Here is a 14,338-nt window from a genome sequence, read left to right as displayed (position 1 = left end):
AAAGGTTTACTCCTCCCCTTCTGTGGGTTGAACTACATGCAGATAAGCACCTAAATCTTTTGTTGTCCGTGGTTTTCCAAGAATATCTTCCGGTACGGAAACTGTTGTGTTGGTCGTTCCGAAATTAATTAAATCGGTTGCCTGCTCGGTAATCATCATCTGGTTATTTCGGTAATCTGCAAAAAACGGTCTGTACATTTGATTGTTTCTTGCTATCAAACAGTTTTCAAAAATATCAGTATCTTCAAACGAATAAGGAAACTGACCATAGACCACATTATTGATATCGAAAAACTTAACCAAAGTGTTGGTAAATTTCACGTCAAAAGTCTGTGAGTTTGGTTCTGTATAATTCAGCGTCAAAGCTTCGTTGCTACTGCTATAAATAATACTGTTTTCAAATTTTGCCTGTAAAGTAAATTCAGATGTTCCATCGCCATTATCCAGATAAACCGCTGTGTGATTGGGTTTGAACCAATAATTGGCAAATGTCGAATGTACAAAAGTATAATTTCCGCCATAATTCGCTCCAAAACCTGCCATACCGCAATTATTAGTCACAATATTTGTACCTATAATATTTGCCGCAACACCCAGAATACCGAAGTCTGCACAATTATATATCTGCACATTGTGTAAATTGACCACACCATTGTTTTTATTAACCCACAAACCGTTACCTGCATTTTTAATTGTGGCATTTTCGATATTGGCATTACTGCCGACCGTCAGCCCAATCATTCCCCATTGCCCCGATACGTTTTCATACGCAGGTTCCAGCCGGTCGCCCTGAATAATTACCGGGTTTTCGACCGTACCGGAAATGTTTAATGTTGCCTGGTCTGCCACCAACAAGCCCGAACCGGCATGGAAATGCACCTCGGTTCCGGCATCTATTTGCAGGGTTTTACTTCCCGGAACAGCAGCGTAACCATAAATTACATAGGGCTTGTCAGCTGTCCAATGCAGCTCATTTCCGTTAACAGCATCATTTTCATCTAACCAAAATCCTTCGATTTCGTCTTCGCCAAACAAAAGCGTCTCCTTGTTTCCGTTTTCATCTTTTTGCGGATACAAAAATACCGCATCTCTAATCAGTGTAACCAATTCCACAGATTGTGATTGACTACCATTGGCAAAAATTAACTGGTCGGTATATAAAAATTCTTTATCAGCGGTCTGAGTTGTAATATCAACTGTGGTTTCAACGAATATAAACATACTGTCTTTGGACAAAAGTTCTATATTCTGAAACGATTTTCCCGGCTGGCCATCAACCATCAGGCGATAGCCGGACTGTTCTCCTCTGTTTAATTTAATCTCGGGAATTTTAATATCTTTAGATGATTTGTTATAGACTTTCAGCGTGTAGGTGCTCGAACCGATATTGGTAAAAATAGTATCCAGATAGACAGTATCTTTGGAAAATCTAAGTTCATTTCCGGCTGCTGTTTCAAATTCAAAATCATTTCTACAACCGCTTAATGCAGCAATAAGAACCATTAACAAAAAAAAGACTCTGAGATTTATTTTCGCCATAATATTTTTTGATGTATTAAACCCATTTTGTTCTTTTCAAATGTAAAACAAAATTTTAGATTTCCTTGTTTTTCCCATAAAAAAACTGCCTCAGACGAGGCAGCTTTCATTATTTAGATTCATTTTCGTAATCCTTGCTGTGGTCAACCAACCTGAATCCTTCTCCGTGAATGTTCAGTATTTCCACGTTAGGGTCTTTCTTCAGATATTTACGCAATTTGGCAATATATACGTCCATACTTCTTGATGTGAAATAATTGTCATCTCTCCAGATTTTGGTCAATGCAATTTCTCTTGCCATCAAATCGTTTTCATACAATGCCAGCATTTTCAACAAATCGTTTTCTTTTGGTGATAATTTCAATGGCTCGTCGCCTTCAAAAGTAAGAAATCTCAATTTTGAATTGAAATCAAACTTACCGATTTTGAATTCAAATTTTGTGTCGTCTGCTTTGATTTCAGAAGATTTTCTCTGAATAATCGCTTTGATTTTCATTAACAATACCTCAGAGTCGAATGGTTTATTCAAATAATCGTCTGCTCCTACTTTATATCCTTTCAACACATCTTCCTTCATGGTTTTGGCTGTCAGGAATATAATCGGAATAGATTTGTTTTTCTCCCTGATTTCCGTCGCCAGCGTAAATCCGTCTTTGTATGGCATCATTACGTCTAATATACATAAATCAAAACTGTCTTTTTTGAATTTTTCGAAGCCTTCCATACCGTTTTTTGCCAGTGTGACTTCAAAATCATTCATATTCAGGTAATCTTTCAGGATTGAACCAAAATTTGGATCATCCTCTACCAAGAGTATTTTTTTTGTGCTTGTTGTTCTCATTTTTAACTATTTTTAATTGATAAGTGGTAATTTTATGGTAAATGTACTTCCTTTTCCTTTTTCACTTTCTACGTAAATTTCTCCATTGTGGTCGTCCACAATTTGTTTTACGTAAGCCAGTCCGAGACCGTGTCCTTTAACGTTATGCAAGTCGCCGGTATGTTCCCGGTAAAATTTCTCAAAGATTCTTTTTTGGGCTGCTTTGCTCATTCCTGCCCCTTTATCTTTAATTTTTATTAATATATTGTCTTTCACATTCTCCGTATAAATATCAATTTGCGGAGCTTCAGGCGAATATTTTACTGCGTTGTCGAGCATATTAATCAATACATTGGTAAAATGCACCGGATTAACCAAAACAGTGTTACGGACAGCTCCCAAATGCAGGCGGATTTCCCCTTGACTGTCCTCGACGATCAGCCGAATGTGCTCGGCAGCTACTTCGACAATATCATTCAGCTCCACTTTTTCTTTCTGGATATCCAATTCTCTTTTTTCAAGTTTGGACATACGCAGGATATTTTCTATCTGAGCATGCATTCGCTTGTTTTCATCACGAATCATCTGCACGTAACGGGTAATTTTTTCTTCATCTTTAATCGTTGCCGGATTTTTAATTGCGTCCAGTGCCAGATTAATCGTGGCGATAGGCGTTTTGAACTCGTGCGTCATATTATTGATAAAATCATTTTTGATTTCGGATATCTGACGCATACGAATCAACTGTGAAATTGCACTTATATATGCGGCTAAAATGACGAATGTAAATAACAACGACATTAACACAAACGGCATCAAATCAGAAAAAATGAATTTGTCTTTTTCCGGAAAACTCACATATAGCTGATATTTGCTACTGCCATAAAAATCCTGAAATAGCGGCACCGAAAATGTGTTTTTCGGATTATACACGAATTTATCTGAATGAATAGAGGTTTCTACGCCATTATTGAAAACGCCATAAGAAAAATCAGTATCTATTCCGCTTTCTGCCAATTCCTTACGAAGCATTTTCTCAATTTCTTCATTACTGGTTCTGTCTTCAATCGGATAGGCAGAAACGATATCATTATATGCGATATTAGCTGTAATTCTAAGAATTTCGCTTTCCTGCTCCATCACTTCTGTCGGGGAAAAATCGTCTTTGAAACTGCTCATTACTTCTCCGTACTGATGTCCGTCTATCGGGTGCTGTTCGTTTTCGTAAATTTTTAATTTACGTTTCGTGCTGTAATTTTTCAGGGTAATATCCCCCGATTTATTGTCAAAGAACGAGCCGGGTAAAGTATAATCTTGTGAGAAAACCACATTGGAATAAACAATTTCATTTTTACTGTTTTTCTCAATATAGTAAATCTCCCGAATATCCTTTTTATCCGGATTTTTACCTTTTTGCTGAGCATATTCATTAAACCGCTTGGTAAATTCGTATTGCTCACGCTCCTTTATCATATCAGCCACATTCCTCGAAATCAAAGAAACATGGTTTCTGAACTGAAGCTCATTATTATCGTAAGAAGTCTTTATCCAGTACAACTGCACAAAAATTATACCAATTAACGATAAACTCATCAGAGCGACCAGTAACTTAAATCTTAACTTATTCATTGCTGAGTACAAATTTAACATTTAAATCGTTTCCGATAAAATTGATTAACCGAATTTTAACAAGTTTCACCATTTTATTTCTTTAAGTAGGTTTAAAAATGTTATCTGAGCCTCTTCCAATACTATATTTTGTACAACAAAATCGGCTAATTTTGCTTTTTCATTATCTTTCCATTGGTTTTCCATTCGCTTAACGACTTCTTCCCTGTTGATGCTGTCACGCTGCATAACCCGTTGAATACGAATTTCTTCCGGTGCGGTAATGAGAATATTGTAATCGCAGGATTGATAAGCACCGGTCTCAAACAACAATGCCGATTCTTTCAAAATCAGTTGCTCATTTTGATGTTTGGTTACAAAATTTTCAAAATCCTGTTTCACCGCCGGGTGAATAATATTATTCAATTGAATCAGTTTATCTTTATCAGAAAAAATAACCTGAGCCAGTTTTTTTCTGTCTAAATTATCATTCGTCCAAATATCTGCTCCTTCGAAAACAGTATGTAACCGGTCAATTATTTCTCGTTTTTCATAAAGTTTTTTAGCCTCTGTATCAGCATAATAAGTAACATAACCCTGTGCTTCCGCATATTTCATCAGGCTGGTTTTTCCGCTTCCGATTCCGCCTGTAACACCAACAATTTTTACCATAATTATACTTATTTAAAAAACATTTCAGGCATAGCTTCTTCCGGATTTTTGCCCAATAATCTTACATAATATTTCGCTTTGGCAAATCCTTTTGCATAGCCGTAAAATTGTGTAATACAGGCCCGAACGCTCAACATAGCTACCCGAAGTGATTTTGTTTTTATCCACGCATCTGCAAACAATATTAAAAAATAGCAGACATAAAGGCAAAACGGAATATAAAATCCAGCCAAAACCAACAGTAATGAAACTATCAACCCGCTGATAAACAGCAATGGAAACCAATAAGTAACCTTTTTGTATTCGGGGTGCCATGCGTCTAAAATCGGACGGGCTTTCCCGAATTTATTTACCTGAACAAAGAATTTCTTCCAATCGATTCGTCGTTTGTGGTAAACGAATGCTTGCGGAATCAATTTGGTTTCAAACCCTGATTTCCACAATCGGATACTCAAATCGGGGTCTTCTCCGGGGTGTATTTTGCCAAATCCACCTGAAACTTCAAATGCTTTCCGGGAAATTCCCATATTGAAACTCCGCGGTTGAAACTTGCCTATCTTCTCTGACGCGCCGCGTATGCCACCAGTCGTTAATACCGATGTCATGGTATAATCAATGGCTTTTTGTACATCGCTGAACGAAGGCAAAGCTGCGTCCGGACCGCCAAAACAATCTACATATTCTGCCTGCAAAGATTGTTCCACTTGTTCCAAATAATCAGCTGGAATGATACAATCGGAATCAAATATGATAAAATAATCGCCTTTTGCCTTACGCATTCCGTAGTTTCTAGAATCGCCGGGACCACTGTTGTCTTTGTAATAATAAGAAACATTTAATCGGTCGAGATATTTTTCAACTATATTCCGACAATCGGTCTGCGAACCGTCTTCTACAACAACTACCTCAAAATCTGACTGATAGGTTTGACTTAACAAGCTCTTTAGCAACTCATCAATTTCGTCCGGACGATTATATACAGGTATAATTACAGAGTAATTCATTTTATTGTTAATTATAACCCGTAAAAGTATGAAAATATTAGAGCCTGTTTAAATTTGTATGGTAAAAATGTTTACGCAGATCCTTAATTGATATAAATTATAAGGAAGTTATAAAAATAAAAGCAGGCAATAAGCCGGGTTCTGTAATCCGTCGTGACGAATCCCTTATCATTTATCTAGGCGGAGGATTACTCCAACGCTCAATCTGCCTACCCTCCAACATCAGGCGAACAGCCCTCAAACATTGGTTTACATGGCATTTCACCGCATAGAGTTTACCTGATTTCACTACAGCATTACCTGTACATTCTTTCTGTTGCACTTGTCCTGGTTTTACAACCGGCGGATGTTATCCGCTATGCTGTTCTGTGGTGCCCGGACTTTCCTCTGACCGTAGCCAGCGATAAGGCTGCCTGCTCGCCGCAAAGGTAGATATTTATGTCGTTAAATGTCTAAGAGCCTGTTTAAAATTTATCTAATAATTTGTTCCGCCTCAAAAATAATCTATAAACATTTTTACAATACAAATCTAAACAGGCTCTAAAATTCTCTGTATATTTGCGAAGAAACAGCACAAATATGGCTTTTGAAAAGATAACAGAATCCGAATCGAGATATCAGGATTTAGAAAAAAAATCGGTAAATGAGCTGCTGACCATCATTAACCGGGAAGATCAGACGGTGCCAGCAGCTGTTCAGAAAATCATTCCGAATATAGAAAAAGCGGTACAGTCGGTCGTTAAGCAAATGCAAAACGGAGGACGGTTGTTTTATATCGGTGCAGGAACGTCCGGACGATTAGGAATTGTTGATGCTTCTGAGTGTCCACCTACATTCGGCGTGTCTGACGATTGGGTTATCGGACTGATTGCGGGTGGCGACACGGCTATCCGAAAAGCAGTGGAAAATGCAGAAGATTACGCTGAAAATGCGGTCAAAGACTTGCAGGCCTATCATATCAGCGATAAAGATTTTGTTATCGGAATTGCTGCTTCCGGCACGACACCTTATGTGTTGGGCGGACTGCAATTTTGTCAGGAAAATAATATTCCGACGGCGTGTATTACCTGTAACCCGGGAAGTCCGGTGGCTCAACATGCTGATTTCCCGATGGAAGTAGTCGTCGGTCCGGAAGTTGTTACCGGAAGCTCAAGAATGAAAGCCGGAACTGCTCAAAAATTAATTTTAAATATGATTTCAACCACCGTAATGATTCAGCTTGGCAGAGTGAAAGGTAACAAAATGGTAGATATGAAATTGTCTAATAACAAGCTGGTTAATCGTGCCGAAAAGATGCTGATGGAGGAACTGTCGGTTGATGAAAATACGGCTAAAGAACTGATTGAAAAACACCGAAATGTTCGGGAAGCCATAAAAGCATATCAAAAATGAGTACACCGCAAATTGATAAAGAAACAATGATGAAAGGCTTTAGAAAAGTCGCCTTGGCAATGCCGTTAATGTTTGTGGGTCCCATTATTATAAATTCATCTTTCAAAAACCAAACCCACCCCTACTATTATTATGTGCTTGCTGCCGGAATAGCCATTTGCTTGTTTGCCATGCTATGGTTTTTTATGGGGCTCAGAGGCATCGTAAAGGGAATTTTTAACGATAAAAATAAATCTGAATGAAACTGTTTTACGCTTTACCTTTAGCTTTTTTGCTGACTGCCTGTTATCAGCAGGAAAAAAATTGTAACGATTTTAAAACCGGTACTTTCCTTTTTGAACAGGAAATTAATGGCGAAAATCATCAATCTACTTTTATCCGAAACGATTCTATCGAAATAGAAACTTATATGGGTAAAACCGACACGGCATCTATCCGGTGGATTAACGATTGCGAATATATTTTACAAAAAATAAATCCTAAAAATATGGCAGAACGAAAAGGGGTTCACATAAAAATACTAAAAACCAACGGAGATGAATACACTTTTGAATACGGACTTGTGGGCGAAACAGAAAAACAACGGGGCGTGATTAAGAAAGTAAATAATTAAGATACTGATTAGCAAAACCTGACAATGATTTTTATTGCATAATTTATCAGTTTATATTTTTTTTCATATATTTATGGAATAAAACCCAAAAGTTATGAGAAAAACAGTATTATCACTTACAACAGCTCTCTTGCTGACCGGAACGGCTTTTGCACAAGAAGTAAAAACCGACACAGAAATTGTCAATGAGATAAAAACAGTGGTTATGACCATTGATGCTGACCGTCCTATTGATTTGAAAAATTTTGATTGGGAGGAAAACCTCACAGATGCCTTTGCTAATATTCCGGACGAAGCGGTTATCGGAATCAGAGTGAATATCGGCGACCGGCAACTGACCTCTGACATTGCTACTTTGCCTAACAAAACTTCGTTTTATGTTCAGGATTATGCTAAAAACAAAAGACAAATGCTCACGCAGGTAGTGCGAAGTGTCAATGATTTTATCAATGATGACCAACAGGGCAACAACATAGACGATAAACAAAAATAATTATCAGCGGATTATTCTAAATTTCACAAAGCTGTTTCTTTACATGAAACAGCTTTTTTATGCTGAAATATGACTAAATTTGTGTTATGAATTCTTTAATCGACAAATACAACATTCCCGGACCAAGATACACCTCCTATCCTACTGTTCCGTATTGGGACGAAAGTAATTTCAATACCGAATTATGGAAAAAATCAGTTACCCAATCATTTCGAGAAAGTAATCGGGACGAAGGTATTTCTTTATATATACATCTGCCGTTTTGCGAAAGTTTATGTACATTTTGTGCATGCCACAAAAGAATTACCAAACGGCATGAAGTGGAAAAGCCATACATCGAAACTGTGCTGAAAGAATGGAATTTGTACCTGAATTTATTTGACGAAAAACCGCTGATTAAAGAATTGCACCTGGGCGGAGGAACACCCACATTTTTTTCTCCGGAAAACCTGACTTGGTTATTGACAGAGATTTTTTCTAAAGCAGAAATTGCCGAAAACCCTGATTTTTCTTTTGAGGGACACCCTAATAATACAAGCAGAGAGCATTTGCAGGCTCTGTACGATTTAGGTCTCAGACGATGTAGTTTTGGCGTGCAGGATTATGATTTACAGGTGCAACAAGCCATCAACCGTGTACAACCTTTTGAAACAGTAAAAAAAGTAACCGAATGGGCAAGAGAAATCGGTTATGCGAGCGTTTCGCACGATTTGGTGTTCGGGCTTCCCTTCCAGACTATGGAAAAAATGGAATTTACTATCCGAAAAACAATGGAACTGCAACCCGACCGGCTGGCTTTTTATTCTTATGCCCATGTGCCGTGGATAAAAGGCGTCGGACAGCGTGGATTTGACGAAAACGATTTACCCAATGGCGAAGAAAAAAGAAAATTGTATGAAAACGGCAAAAAACTCTTTGAAAAACTGGGATATATCGAAGTAGGAATGGATCATTTTTCCCTGCCAGAAGATGAATTGTATCAATCGCTAATCAACGGAAAAATTCATCGTAATTTTATGGGTTACACTTCCAGTAAAACCCAATTGATGATTGGTTTGGGCATGAGTGCTATATCAGATTCATGGTATGCTTTTGCCCAAAATGAGAAAACGGTGGAAGATTACCAGAAAAGAGTTGAAAACGGAGAAATTCCTGTTTTTCGCGGACATATTCTTAATGAAGAAGATTTAGTTATTCGTAAACATATTCTCAATTTGATGTGCCGCATGGAAATAAATTGGAACGACCATACTTTCGTACCCGAAATGAAAAACACTTTGCAACAACTCAAAGAAATGGAAAAAGATAACCTGATTGAAATCGGAGAAAACTCAATTAAAATCACAGAAAAAGGAAAGGCTTTTACCCGAAATGTAGCCATGGCTTTTGACCTGAGAATGCTTCGTAACCAGCCCGAAACACGTATTTTTTCTATGACGGTATAATAGTTTTCATTAGATTATAAATATAACAAAAAAAGCGACTCATTACTGAATCGCTTTTTGGGTGGAAGACCGGTCTCGAACCGGCGACCTTCGGAACCACAATCCGACGCTCTAACCAACTGAGCTACAACCACCGTGTAGAGTGTTAAAAGCCAACTCTGAGCTTTTTGGGTGAATGATGGGTCTCGAACCCACGACCTTCGGAACCACAATCCGACGCTCTAACCAACTGAGCTACAATCACCGTGTTTTATTAACGAGTGCAAATATACAGATTTATCAACTATGCACAAACATTTTTTTTGAATTTTATATCAAATTTCCTAAGCTATTGACCGCCACATATCTTTCTACGGTAAAGCCTTCTGCATAATCTGAAAAAATTAGTCGTCCAAGGTCTTTCGCACGATATTCAATGCTTTCCGTAAAGTTTTTTGTAGCAATTGGTGAAACCGGTTCGTTGGAATTCGGGTCGTAAAATTGTGAGCTGTAAGCCATTACTGCATCTATTTTTTTATCCATAAATCCGGTTACATCTACCACAAAATCAGGCTCGATATTTTTCCACTGAATATAATGATACACCAACTTTGGGCGCCAAGCCTCCTGCACTATTCCTCCGTCTATTTTTGTTTCAATTCTGCGTAAACCCGACAAAAAACATGCATCTGAAACCAATTTACTTCCTTTTCCGTGGTCGATATGGCGGTCGTCAATGGCATTGCACAATACGATTTCGGGACGATATTTTCGAATCATTTTAATGATTTCCAACTGATGTGTTTCATCGTTAACAAAGAACCCGTCACGAAAACGTAAATTTTCCCGAACAGCAACACCCAGAATTTCTGCTGCTTTAGCCGCTTCCATATCGCGAATTTCCGCCGAACCACGCGTTCCCAGTTCGCCGCGGGTTAAATCTACAATTCCAACTTTTTTTCCTAAAGAAATTTCTTTTGCAACCGTGGCTCCACAGCCCAATTCTACATCATCGGGGTGGGCACCAAATGCTAATATATCTAATTTCATCTATTGTTTATTTTGTTCTACACCTTACCTATCTGTTTGAAAGATAGTTTATAAAATGCTTTTTACTGTTTTACTTTTGTTTACCGTTTCATTGTATTCGCTTTCAGGGTCGCTGTCTTTGTTAATTCCACCACCTAAAAATAAATACACTTTGTTTCCTTCAATCTTCATGCACCGCAAATTTACGAACAAATCGCTGTTTTGGGATTTTGCTCCATGGTCAAATCTCCATTCGCCTAAAAATCCACCGTAATATTCACGGTCATAACCTTCGTTGGCAATAATAAAATCCTTGGAAACATCTTTAGGAAATCCACACAAAGCTGGCGTTGGATGCAAGTTTTTTATCACTTCGTAAGCCTTTTCTTCATTAGATAATTCGGCTTCAATATCCGTTTTGATATGCAATAACGATCCTGCACAATGTGTAAAAGGTTCGGTTTGATGAATTTTTTTAGCAAAAGGTTTTAATGAATCAACGATAAAATCAGTGACGATCTGTTGTTCTTTTTGTTCTTTTTCGCCCCAGATTACTCGATTTAAATCAAATCCTTTGTCCAACTGCGTTCCTGCCAAAGCGACGGTTTTTACTTTTGTACCTGTAATTTTAACCAACTGTTCGGGTGTTGCTCCTAACCACATTCCGACTTTCGGGTGGTAAAACCAATACACAAATGCGGTCGGGTATTTCTTTAAAAAACGTTGAAAATAAACCGAATAGTCTTTTTCGTCAACGGCGATTTCTTCCCGACGTGAAAGCACCACCTTTTCCATTGTAACAGATTGAATCGCCTTAATTCCTTTTGTAACTAATTCAATATGAAACAATTTATCGGTTTTTGGGTTTTCCAAAGGTATTTTTTCCTGAGAAAAAGCAACTTCAAAATCTGAATCGTCCGAAATTAACTGGCAATCGTCCGGAAAAAACACGACTTTTTCATCTGAAGCAAACAGTGCAAATACAAAACAACTTTGGGTTAATTCGCTGATAACATTCAATTTATCATCTTGCTGAAACCAACCGTAGCGAATGGTTTCATCAGGTTTTCGATAAACAACAAACGGCAGTTCTTTATCAAGCCATTCTTTTATTTTCGCTATCATCTTTTAGGCAGAATCATATTGGTTAGCTTACAAAGTGAAATCAGCTGATTGTTTTCATCAGTGATTTTTATTTCCCATAAATGTAATTTACTTCCTTTGTGAATAATACGTGCAGTCGCAAAAACTTCACCTTCACGTTTGCTTTTCAAGTGATTGGCTGAAATTTCAATACCACGTACTTCATATTCCTCAGGATTCACAAACAACATTGAAGCCGCACTTCCTACACTTTCCGCCAACGCCACAGATGCTCCACCGTGCAACAATCCCATTGGTTGATGAACCGTTGAGTTTACAGGCATTTTCGCTGTCAGAAAATCCTCACCAACATCGATATACTCAATATTTAACGTTTGCATTAAGGTGTTTTTGCAAAAGTTTTTACACAATTCTAATATTTGGGTTTTGTCCATTTTTTTAAGTTTGAAACGATAAATTTACCAAATAATAATGACGTTTGAAAATCACAGAATCCGGTGTCTTTCAAAAGGAATATTTTTGTCAATCATATAGCGGTAAGTAGTTAATTTTCGGTTGACCGTAGCTCCGAGTTCATGAGCAATTTTTATCATTTTAGGGTTAAAATCGCCAATCCACTGCATTTCGTATTGATTGTAATTCAAATCTTTTCTGATAGTTTCCCGCCCCTCCATAATCATAAAAGCCTCAATTCCTCTACCTTGAAAAGCTTGTGTAACACCAAAAACAATTCCAACAGCTTTTGGATTATTTACAAATTTGAGCATATACAGGAATTTTAGCTTCTGCCACAAACCAAATTTTCCGTTTAAGCGTTTGAAATAATAATTCAAATCGGGTAAATTTACCCAAAAAGCAATCGGTTGATTTTCGTGATAAACAAACCAAACCAGTTTTTCATCAATAACCGGTTTCATTTCTTTGAAAATGTTATAACCTTCTTGTTTAGTCAGTTGTTTTCCACCGCCATGCGTTGCCCATGCGTCGTTATATATACTCACAAAATCCATAACGTATTTGTCGATATTGGATTTTTTAAGGTATTCCGCCTTGTATTTTCCGGTTCGTTTTATTCTTTGATGTAAAAATTTTAATCTGTCAGACATTTCCGCATCAAAAGGCAAAGTAAAACATTCTTGATTGAAATAATTTTGGAAACCGTAATTCTCAAACAATTTCCGGTAATACGGCGGATTGTAATTCATGTGATACAACGGCGGGTAAAATCCTTCAACCAACAATCCCCACCACTGGTCACGTTCGCCCAGATTGATAGGTCCGTCCATGGCTTTCATGCTTTGTTGCTGCAACCAGTTTTTGGCGGTATCAAACAACAAATCAGCTACTTCCTGATTATCAACTGATTCAAAAAAACCAATTCCGCCCGTCGGTTGTTTTTCCTTGTATTTGGGGTTGACAAAAGCAGCGATTCTGCCCACAATTGTTTGATTTTGTTTGACAATCCAGCGTTTGAGTAAACCGCCTTCCTGTAATATTTTATTTTTATCCGGGTCAAAAACAGCTTTAATGTCCTGGTCCAAAGGTCTTATCCACTTTTTGTCATTCTGATAAATAGACAAAGGAACTTCCAGGAACTGTTTTTCTGTTTTTGGATTATTAACTTCTATGATTTGCATCATTATTTTTTTTATACAAAGATACTAAGAGCCTGTCTAAAATTTATCTAATAATTTGTTTATGCTTCTTTTTGGCTATAACTGCGTTAAATTTTAAAACGATAGCTCTGCTATCCTTTGAAAATTTGCCTTGTTCTATTTTAAAAATAACCTATAAACATTTTTACAATACAAATTTAAACAGACTCTTAATAAATCGTTCTTTTATATTAGACCTGTTTTTGCAAAAAAGTCACATAAAAAATTAGTTTATTCTAAATTAGAATAAAATTATTCGTTTGCAAAATAACACTCCGAGCATTTTACGTAATAGATTTGCACCATTAAATTAATTATTAACAAACAAATTTATTTCGTATGAAAAAAATCGCATTAAGTGTATTAGGAATGGCTTTTATTGCCACAGGATTTGTAGCTTGTAGCTCAGATGATTCAAACACAGAAAATGTAGATGAAAGTCAAAAAACTACAATGTCAGTAAACTCTAAGTATGAAAGGGAAACCATGAACTTCATTAATGATTTTTACAAAGGTAGTTATGTTATCACATCAACTGAAAAGATAATTGATGACAGCGGTGAAGAGTACGAAGTCACAAAGATTGCCAAAGACGGTATTGAAAGCGGACAGTTAGTTAAAATATTATCTGAAAATAAAGTAGTTTTTGTGGATAAAAACGAGAGAACGCAGAAACTAACAGCTTTTGATTTGGATTTTAGTAATGAAGGTGTTGTTATAGATTTGAAAAAAGAAGATTACAGAACTACAAATGGTTGGACATTTAAATGGTTTAAGAATTTTGGCAAAAAATTTATAGGGTCTTCAGACGATGAATGTAGCGATAATACTTATAGTTTAGAACCGGGGTCATGTTATCACAATTGTTATGAAACTTATTATATTGCTGGATTTCGATTAGAACGCTATAAAGGAGCTACTCCTTGTTAATTTAAACAATACCGTGTCAAAATTTTGACACGGTATTGTTTAATATTTTATAAAA

The 14,338-nt window shown here is 37.0% G+C and carries 15 protein-coding genes, 2 tRNA genes and 1 other RNA gene; 6 read left to right on the top strand and 12 right to left on the bottom strand.

Annotated elements, in window-relative coordinates:
- Positions 1–6: 6 nt before the first annotated feature.
- The 6 genes from CDL10_RS07390 to rnpB form a co-directional block, all read right to left on the bottom strand.
- Complete coding sequence (locus CDL10_RS07390; RefSeq protein ID WP_100677940.1) at positions 7–1,539, bottom strand: right-handed parallel beta-helix repeat-containing protein; 1,533 nt, start codon at positions 1,537–1,539, stop codon at positions 7–9.
- Between the two features lie 109 nt (positions 1,540–1,648).
- The gene (locus CDL10_RS07385) at positions 1,649–2,380 is read right to left on the bottom strand and encodes a response regulator transcription factor (RefSeq protein WP_100677939.1); all 732 of its coding nucleotides are present in this window, start codon (positions 2,378–2,380) and stop codon (positions 1,649–1,651) included.
- Positions 2,381–2,392: 12 nt separating this feature from the next.
- Positions 2,393–3,988 (bottom strand): sensor histidine kinase, encoded by a 1,596-nt coding sequence (locus CDL10_RS07380; protein WP_100677938.1) that lies wholly within the window; start codon positions 3,986–3,988, stop codon positions 2,393–2,395.
- 66 nt (positions 3,989–4,054) lie between these two features.
- On the bottom strand, positions 4,055–4,639 hold the full coding sequence (gene coaE, locus CDL10_RS07375) for a dephospho-CoA kinase (protein ID WP_100677937.1): 585 nt from the start codon (positions 4,637–4,639) through the stop codon (positions 4,055–4,057).
- Positions 4,640–4,647: 8 nt separating this feature from the next.
- Positions 4,648–5,643 carry a glycosyltransferase gene (locus tag CDL10_RS07370; RefSeq protein ID WP_100677936.1) on the bottom strand — a complete coding sequence of 332 codons (996 nt, stop codon included), beginning with the start codon at positions 5,641–5,643 and terminating at the stop codon, positions 4,648–4,650.
- A gap of 115 nt (positions 5,644–5,758) precedes the next feature.
- Positions 5,759–6,063, bottom strand: an RNA gene (rnpB, locus tag CDL10_RS07365) — RNase P RNA component class A.
- A 159-nt stretch (positions 6,064–6,222) separates the two neighbouring features.
- On the opposite strand from rnpB, the gene murQ reads away from it, so the two are divergent.
- The 5 genes from murQ to hemN all read left to right on the top strand — a co-directional run bounded on the left by murQ (position 6,223) and on the right by hemN (position 9,586).
- The gene (gene murQ, locus CDL10_RS07360) at positions 6,223–7,035 is read left to right on the top strand and encodes an N-acetylmuramic acid 6-phosphate etherase (RefSeq protein WP_100677935.1); all 813 of its coding nucleotides are present in this window, start codon (positions 6,223–6,225) and stop codon (positions 7,033–7,035) included.
- Entirely contained in the window at positions 7,032–7,277 is a 246-nt protein-coding gene (locus CDL10_RS07355; protein ID WP_100677934.1) for a DUF6095 family protein, read from the top strand. The genes murQ and CDL10_RS07355 overlap by 4 nt, the downstream gene beginning before the upstream one ends.
- The gene (locus tag CDL10_RS07350) at positions 7,274–7,648 is read left to right on the top strand and encodes a DNA topoisomerase IV (RefSeq protein ID WP_100677933.1); all 375 of its coding nucleotides are present in this window, start codon (positions 7,274–7,276) and stop codon (positions 7,646–7,648) included. Before CDL10_RS07355 ends, CDL10_RS07350 begins: the two co-directional genes overlap by 4 nt.
- A 94-nt stretch (positions 7,649–7,742) precedes the next feature.
- Positions 7,743–8,141 carry a hypothetical protein gene (locus CDL10_RS07345; RefSeq protein ID WP_100677932.1) on the top strand — a complete coding sequence of 133 codons (399 nt, stop codon included), beginning with the start codon at positions 7,743–7,745 and terminating at the stop codon, positions 8,139–8,141.
- Between the two features lie 86 nt (positions 8,142–8,227).
- Positions 8,228–9,586, top strand: a complete 1,359-nt coding sequence (hemN, locus tag CDL10_RS07340; RefSeq protein WP_100677931.1) for an oxygen-independent coproporphyrinogen III oxidase — start codon at positions 8,228–8,230, stop codon at positions 9,584–9,586.
- A 59-nt stretch (positions 9,587–9,645) separates the two neighbouring features.
- Here the strand turns inward: hemN and CDL10_RS07335 are convergent.
- From CDL10_RS07335 to CDL10_RS07310, 6 genes are all read right to left on the bottom strand, one after another.
- A tRNA-His gene (locus CDL10_RS07335) sits at positions 9,646–9,721 on the bottom strand.
- 34 nt (positions 9,722–9,755) lie between these two features.
- A tRNA-His gene (locus tag CDL10_RS07330) sits at positions 9,756–9,831 on the bottom strand.
- A gap of 64 nt (positions 9,832–9,895) precedes the next feature.
- Positions 9,896–10,615 (bottom strand): bacillithiol biosynthesis deacetylase BshB1, encoded by a 720-nt coding sequence (gene bshB1, locus CDL10_RS07325; RefSeq protein WP_100677930.1) that lies wholly within the window; start codon positions 10,613–10,615, stop codon positions 9,896–9,898.
- 48 nt (positions 10,616–10,663) lie between these two features.
- Entirely contained in the window at positions 10,664–11,719 is a 1,056-nt protein-coding gene (locus CDL10_RS07320) for an isochorismate synthase (RefSeq protein WP_100677929.1), read from the bottom strand.
- The gene (locus tag CDL10_RS07315; RefSeq protein ID WP_243389307.1) at positions 11,716–12,078 is read right to left on the bottom strand and encodes a PaaI family thioesterase; all 363 of its coding nucleotides are present in this window, start codon (positions 12,076–12,078) and stop codon (positions 11,716–11,718) included. The genes CDL10_RS07320 and CDL10_RS07315 overlap by 4 nt, the downstream gene beginning before the upstream one ends.
- Before the next feature lie 105 nt (positions 12,079–12,183).
- Positions 12,184–13,338, bottom strand: a complete 1,155-nt coding sequence (locus CDL10_RS07310; protein WP_243389306.1) for a hypothetical protein — start codon at positions 13,336–13,338, stop codon at positions 12,184–12,186.
- A gap of 354 nt (positions 13,339–13,692) precedes the next feature.
- On the opposite strand from CDL10_RS07310, the gene CDL10_RS07305 reads away from it, so the two are divergent.
- Positions 13,693–14,283 (top strand): hypothetical protein, encoded by a 591-nt coding sequence (locus tag CDL10_RS07305; RefSeq protein WP_100677926.1) that lies wholly within the window; start codon positions 13,693–13,695, stop codon positions 14,281–14,283.
- The last annotated feature ends 55 nt before the right edge of the window (positions 14,284–14,338 follow it).

This window comes from Avrilella dinanensis (assembly GCF_002807015.1).
Taxonomy (GTDB): Bacteria; Bacteroidota; Bacteroidia; order Flavobacteriales; family Flavobacteriaceae; genus Flavobacterium; species Flavobacterium dinanensis.
Note: the sequence above shows the minus strand (reverse complement) of the source record. Positions and strands in the feature narration are given on the sequence as shown.

What these genes read in the sequence shown, in the direction of transcription:
- CDL10_RS07345 (WP_100677932.1), top strand. Translation starts at nt 7,743, where the DNA reads ATGAGAAAAACAGTATTATCACTTACAACAGCTCTCTTGCTGACCGGA.
- CDL10_RS07320 (WP_100677929.1), bottom strand. Translation starts at nt 11,719, where the DNA reads ATGATAGCGAAAATAAAAGAATGGCTTGATAAAGAACTGCCGTTTGTT.
- CDL10_RS07305 (WP_100677926.1), top strand. Translation starts at nt 13,693, where the DNA reads ATGAAAAAAATCGCATTAAGTGTATTAGGAATGGCTTTTATTGCCACA.
- hemN (WP_100677931.1), top strand. Translation starts at nt 8,228, where the DNA reads ATGAATTCTTTAATCGACAAATACAACATTCCCGGACCAAGATACACC.
- CDL10_RS07390 (WP_100677940.1), bottom strand. Translation starts at nt 1,539, where the DNA reads ATGGCGAAAATAAATCTCAGAGTCTTTTTTTTGTTAATGGTTCTTATT.
- CDL10_RS07310 (WP_243389306.1), bottom strand. Translation starts at nt 13,338, where the DNA reads ATGATGCAAATCATAGAAGTTAATAATCCAAAAACAGAAAAACAGTTC.
- bshB1 (WP_100677930.1), bottom strand. Translation starts at nt 10,615, where the DNA reads ATGAAATTAGATATATTAGCATTTGGTGCCCACCCCGATGATGTAGAA.
- CDL10_RS07355 (WP_100677934.1), top strand. Translation starts at nt 7,032, where the DNA reads ATGAGTACACCGCAAATTGATAAAGAAACAATGATGAAAGGCTTTAGA.
- CDL10_RS07380 (WP_100677938.1), bottom strand. Translation starts at nt 3,988, where the DNA reads ATGAATAAGTTAAGATTTAAGTTACTGGTCGCTCTGATGAGTTTATCG.
- murQ (WP_100677935.1), top strand. Translation starts at nt 6,223, where the DNA reads ATGGCTTTTGAAAAGATAACAGAATCCGAATCGAGATATCAGGATTTA.
- CDL10_RS07350 (WP_100677933.1), top strand. Translation starts at nt 7,274, where the DNA reads ATGAAACTGTTTTACGCTTTACCTTTAGCTTTTTTGCTGACTGCCTGT.
- CDL10_RS07315 (WP_243389307.1), bottom strand. Translation starts at nt 12,078, where the DNA reads ATGCAAACGTTAAATATTGAGTATATCGATGTTGGTGAGGATTTTCTG.
- CDL10_RS07385 (WP_100677939.1), bottom strand. Translation starts at nt 2,380, where the DNA reads ATGAGAACAACAAGCACAAAAAAAATACTCTTGGTAGAGGATGATCCA.
- CDL10_RS07370 (WP_100677936.1), bottom strand. Translation starts at nt 5,643, where the DNA reads ATGAATTACTCTGTAATTATACCTGTATATAATCGTCCGGACGAAATT.
- coaE (WP_100677937.1), bottom strand. Translation starts at nt 4,639, where the DNA reads ATGGTAAAAATTGTTGGTGTTACAGGCGGAATCGGAAGCGGAAAAACC.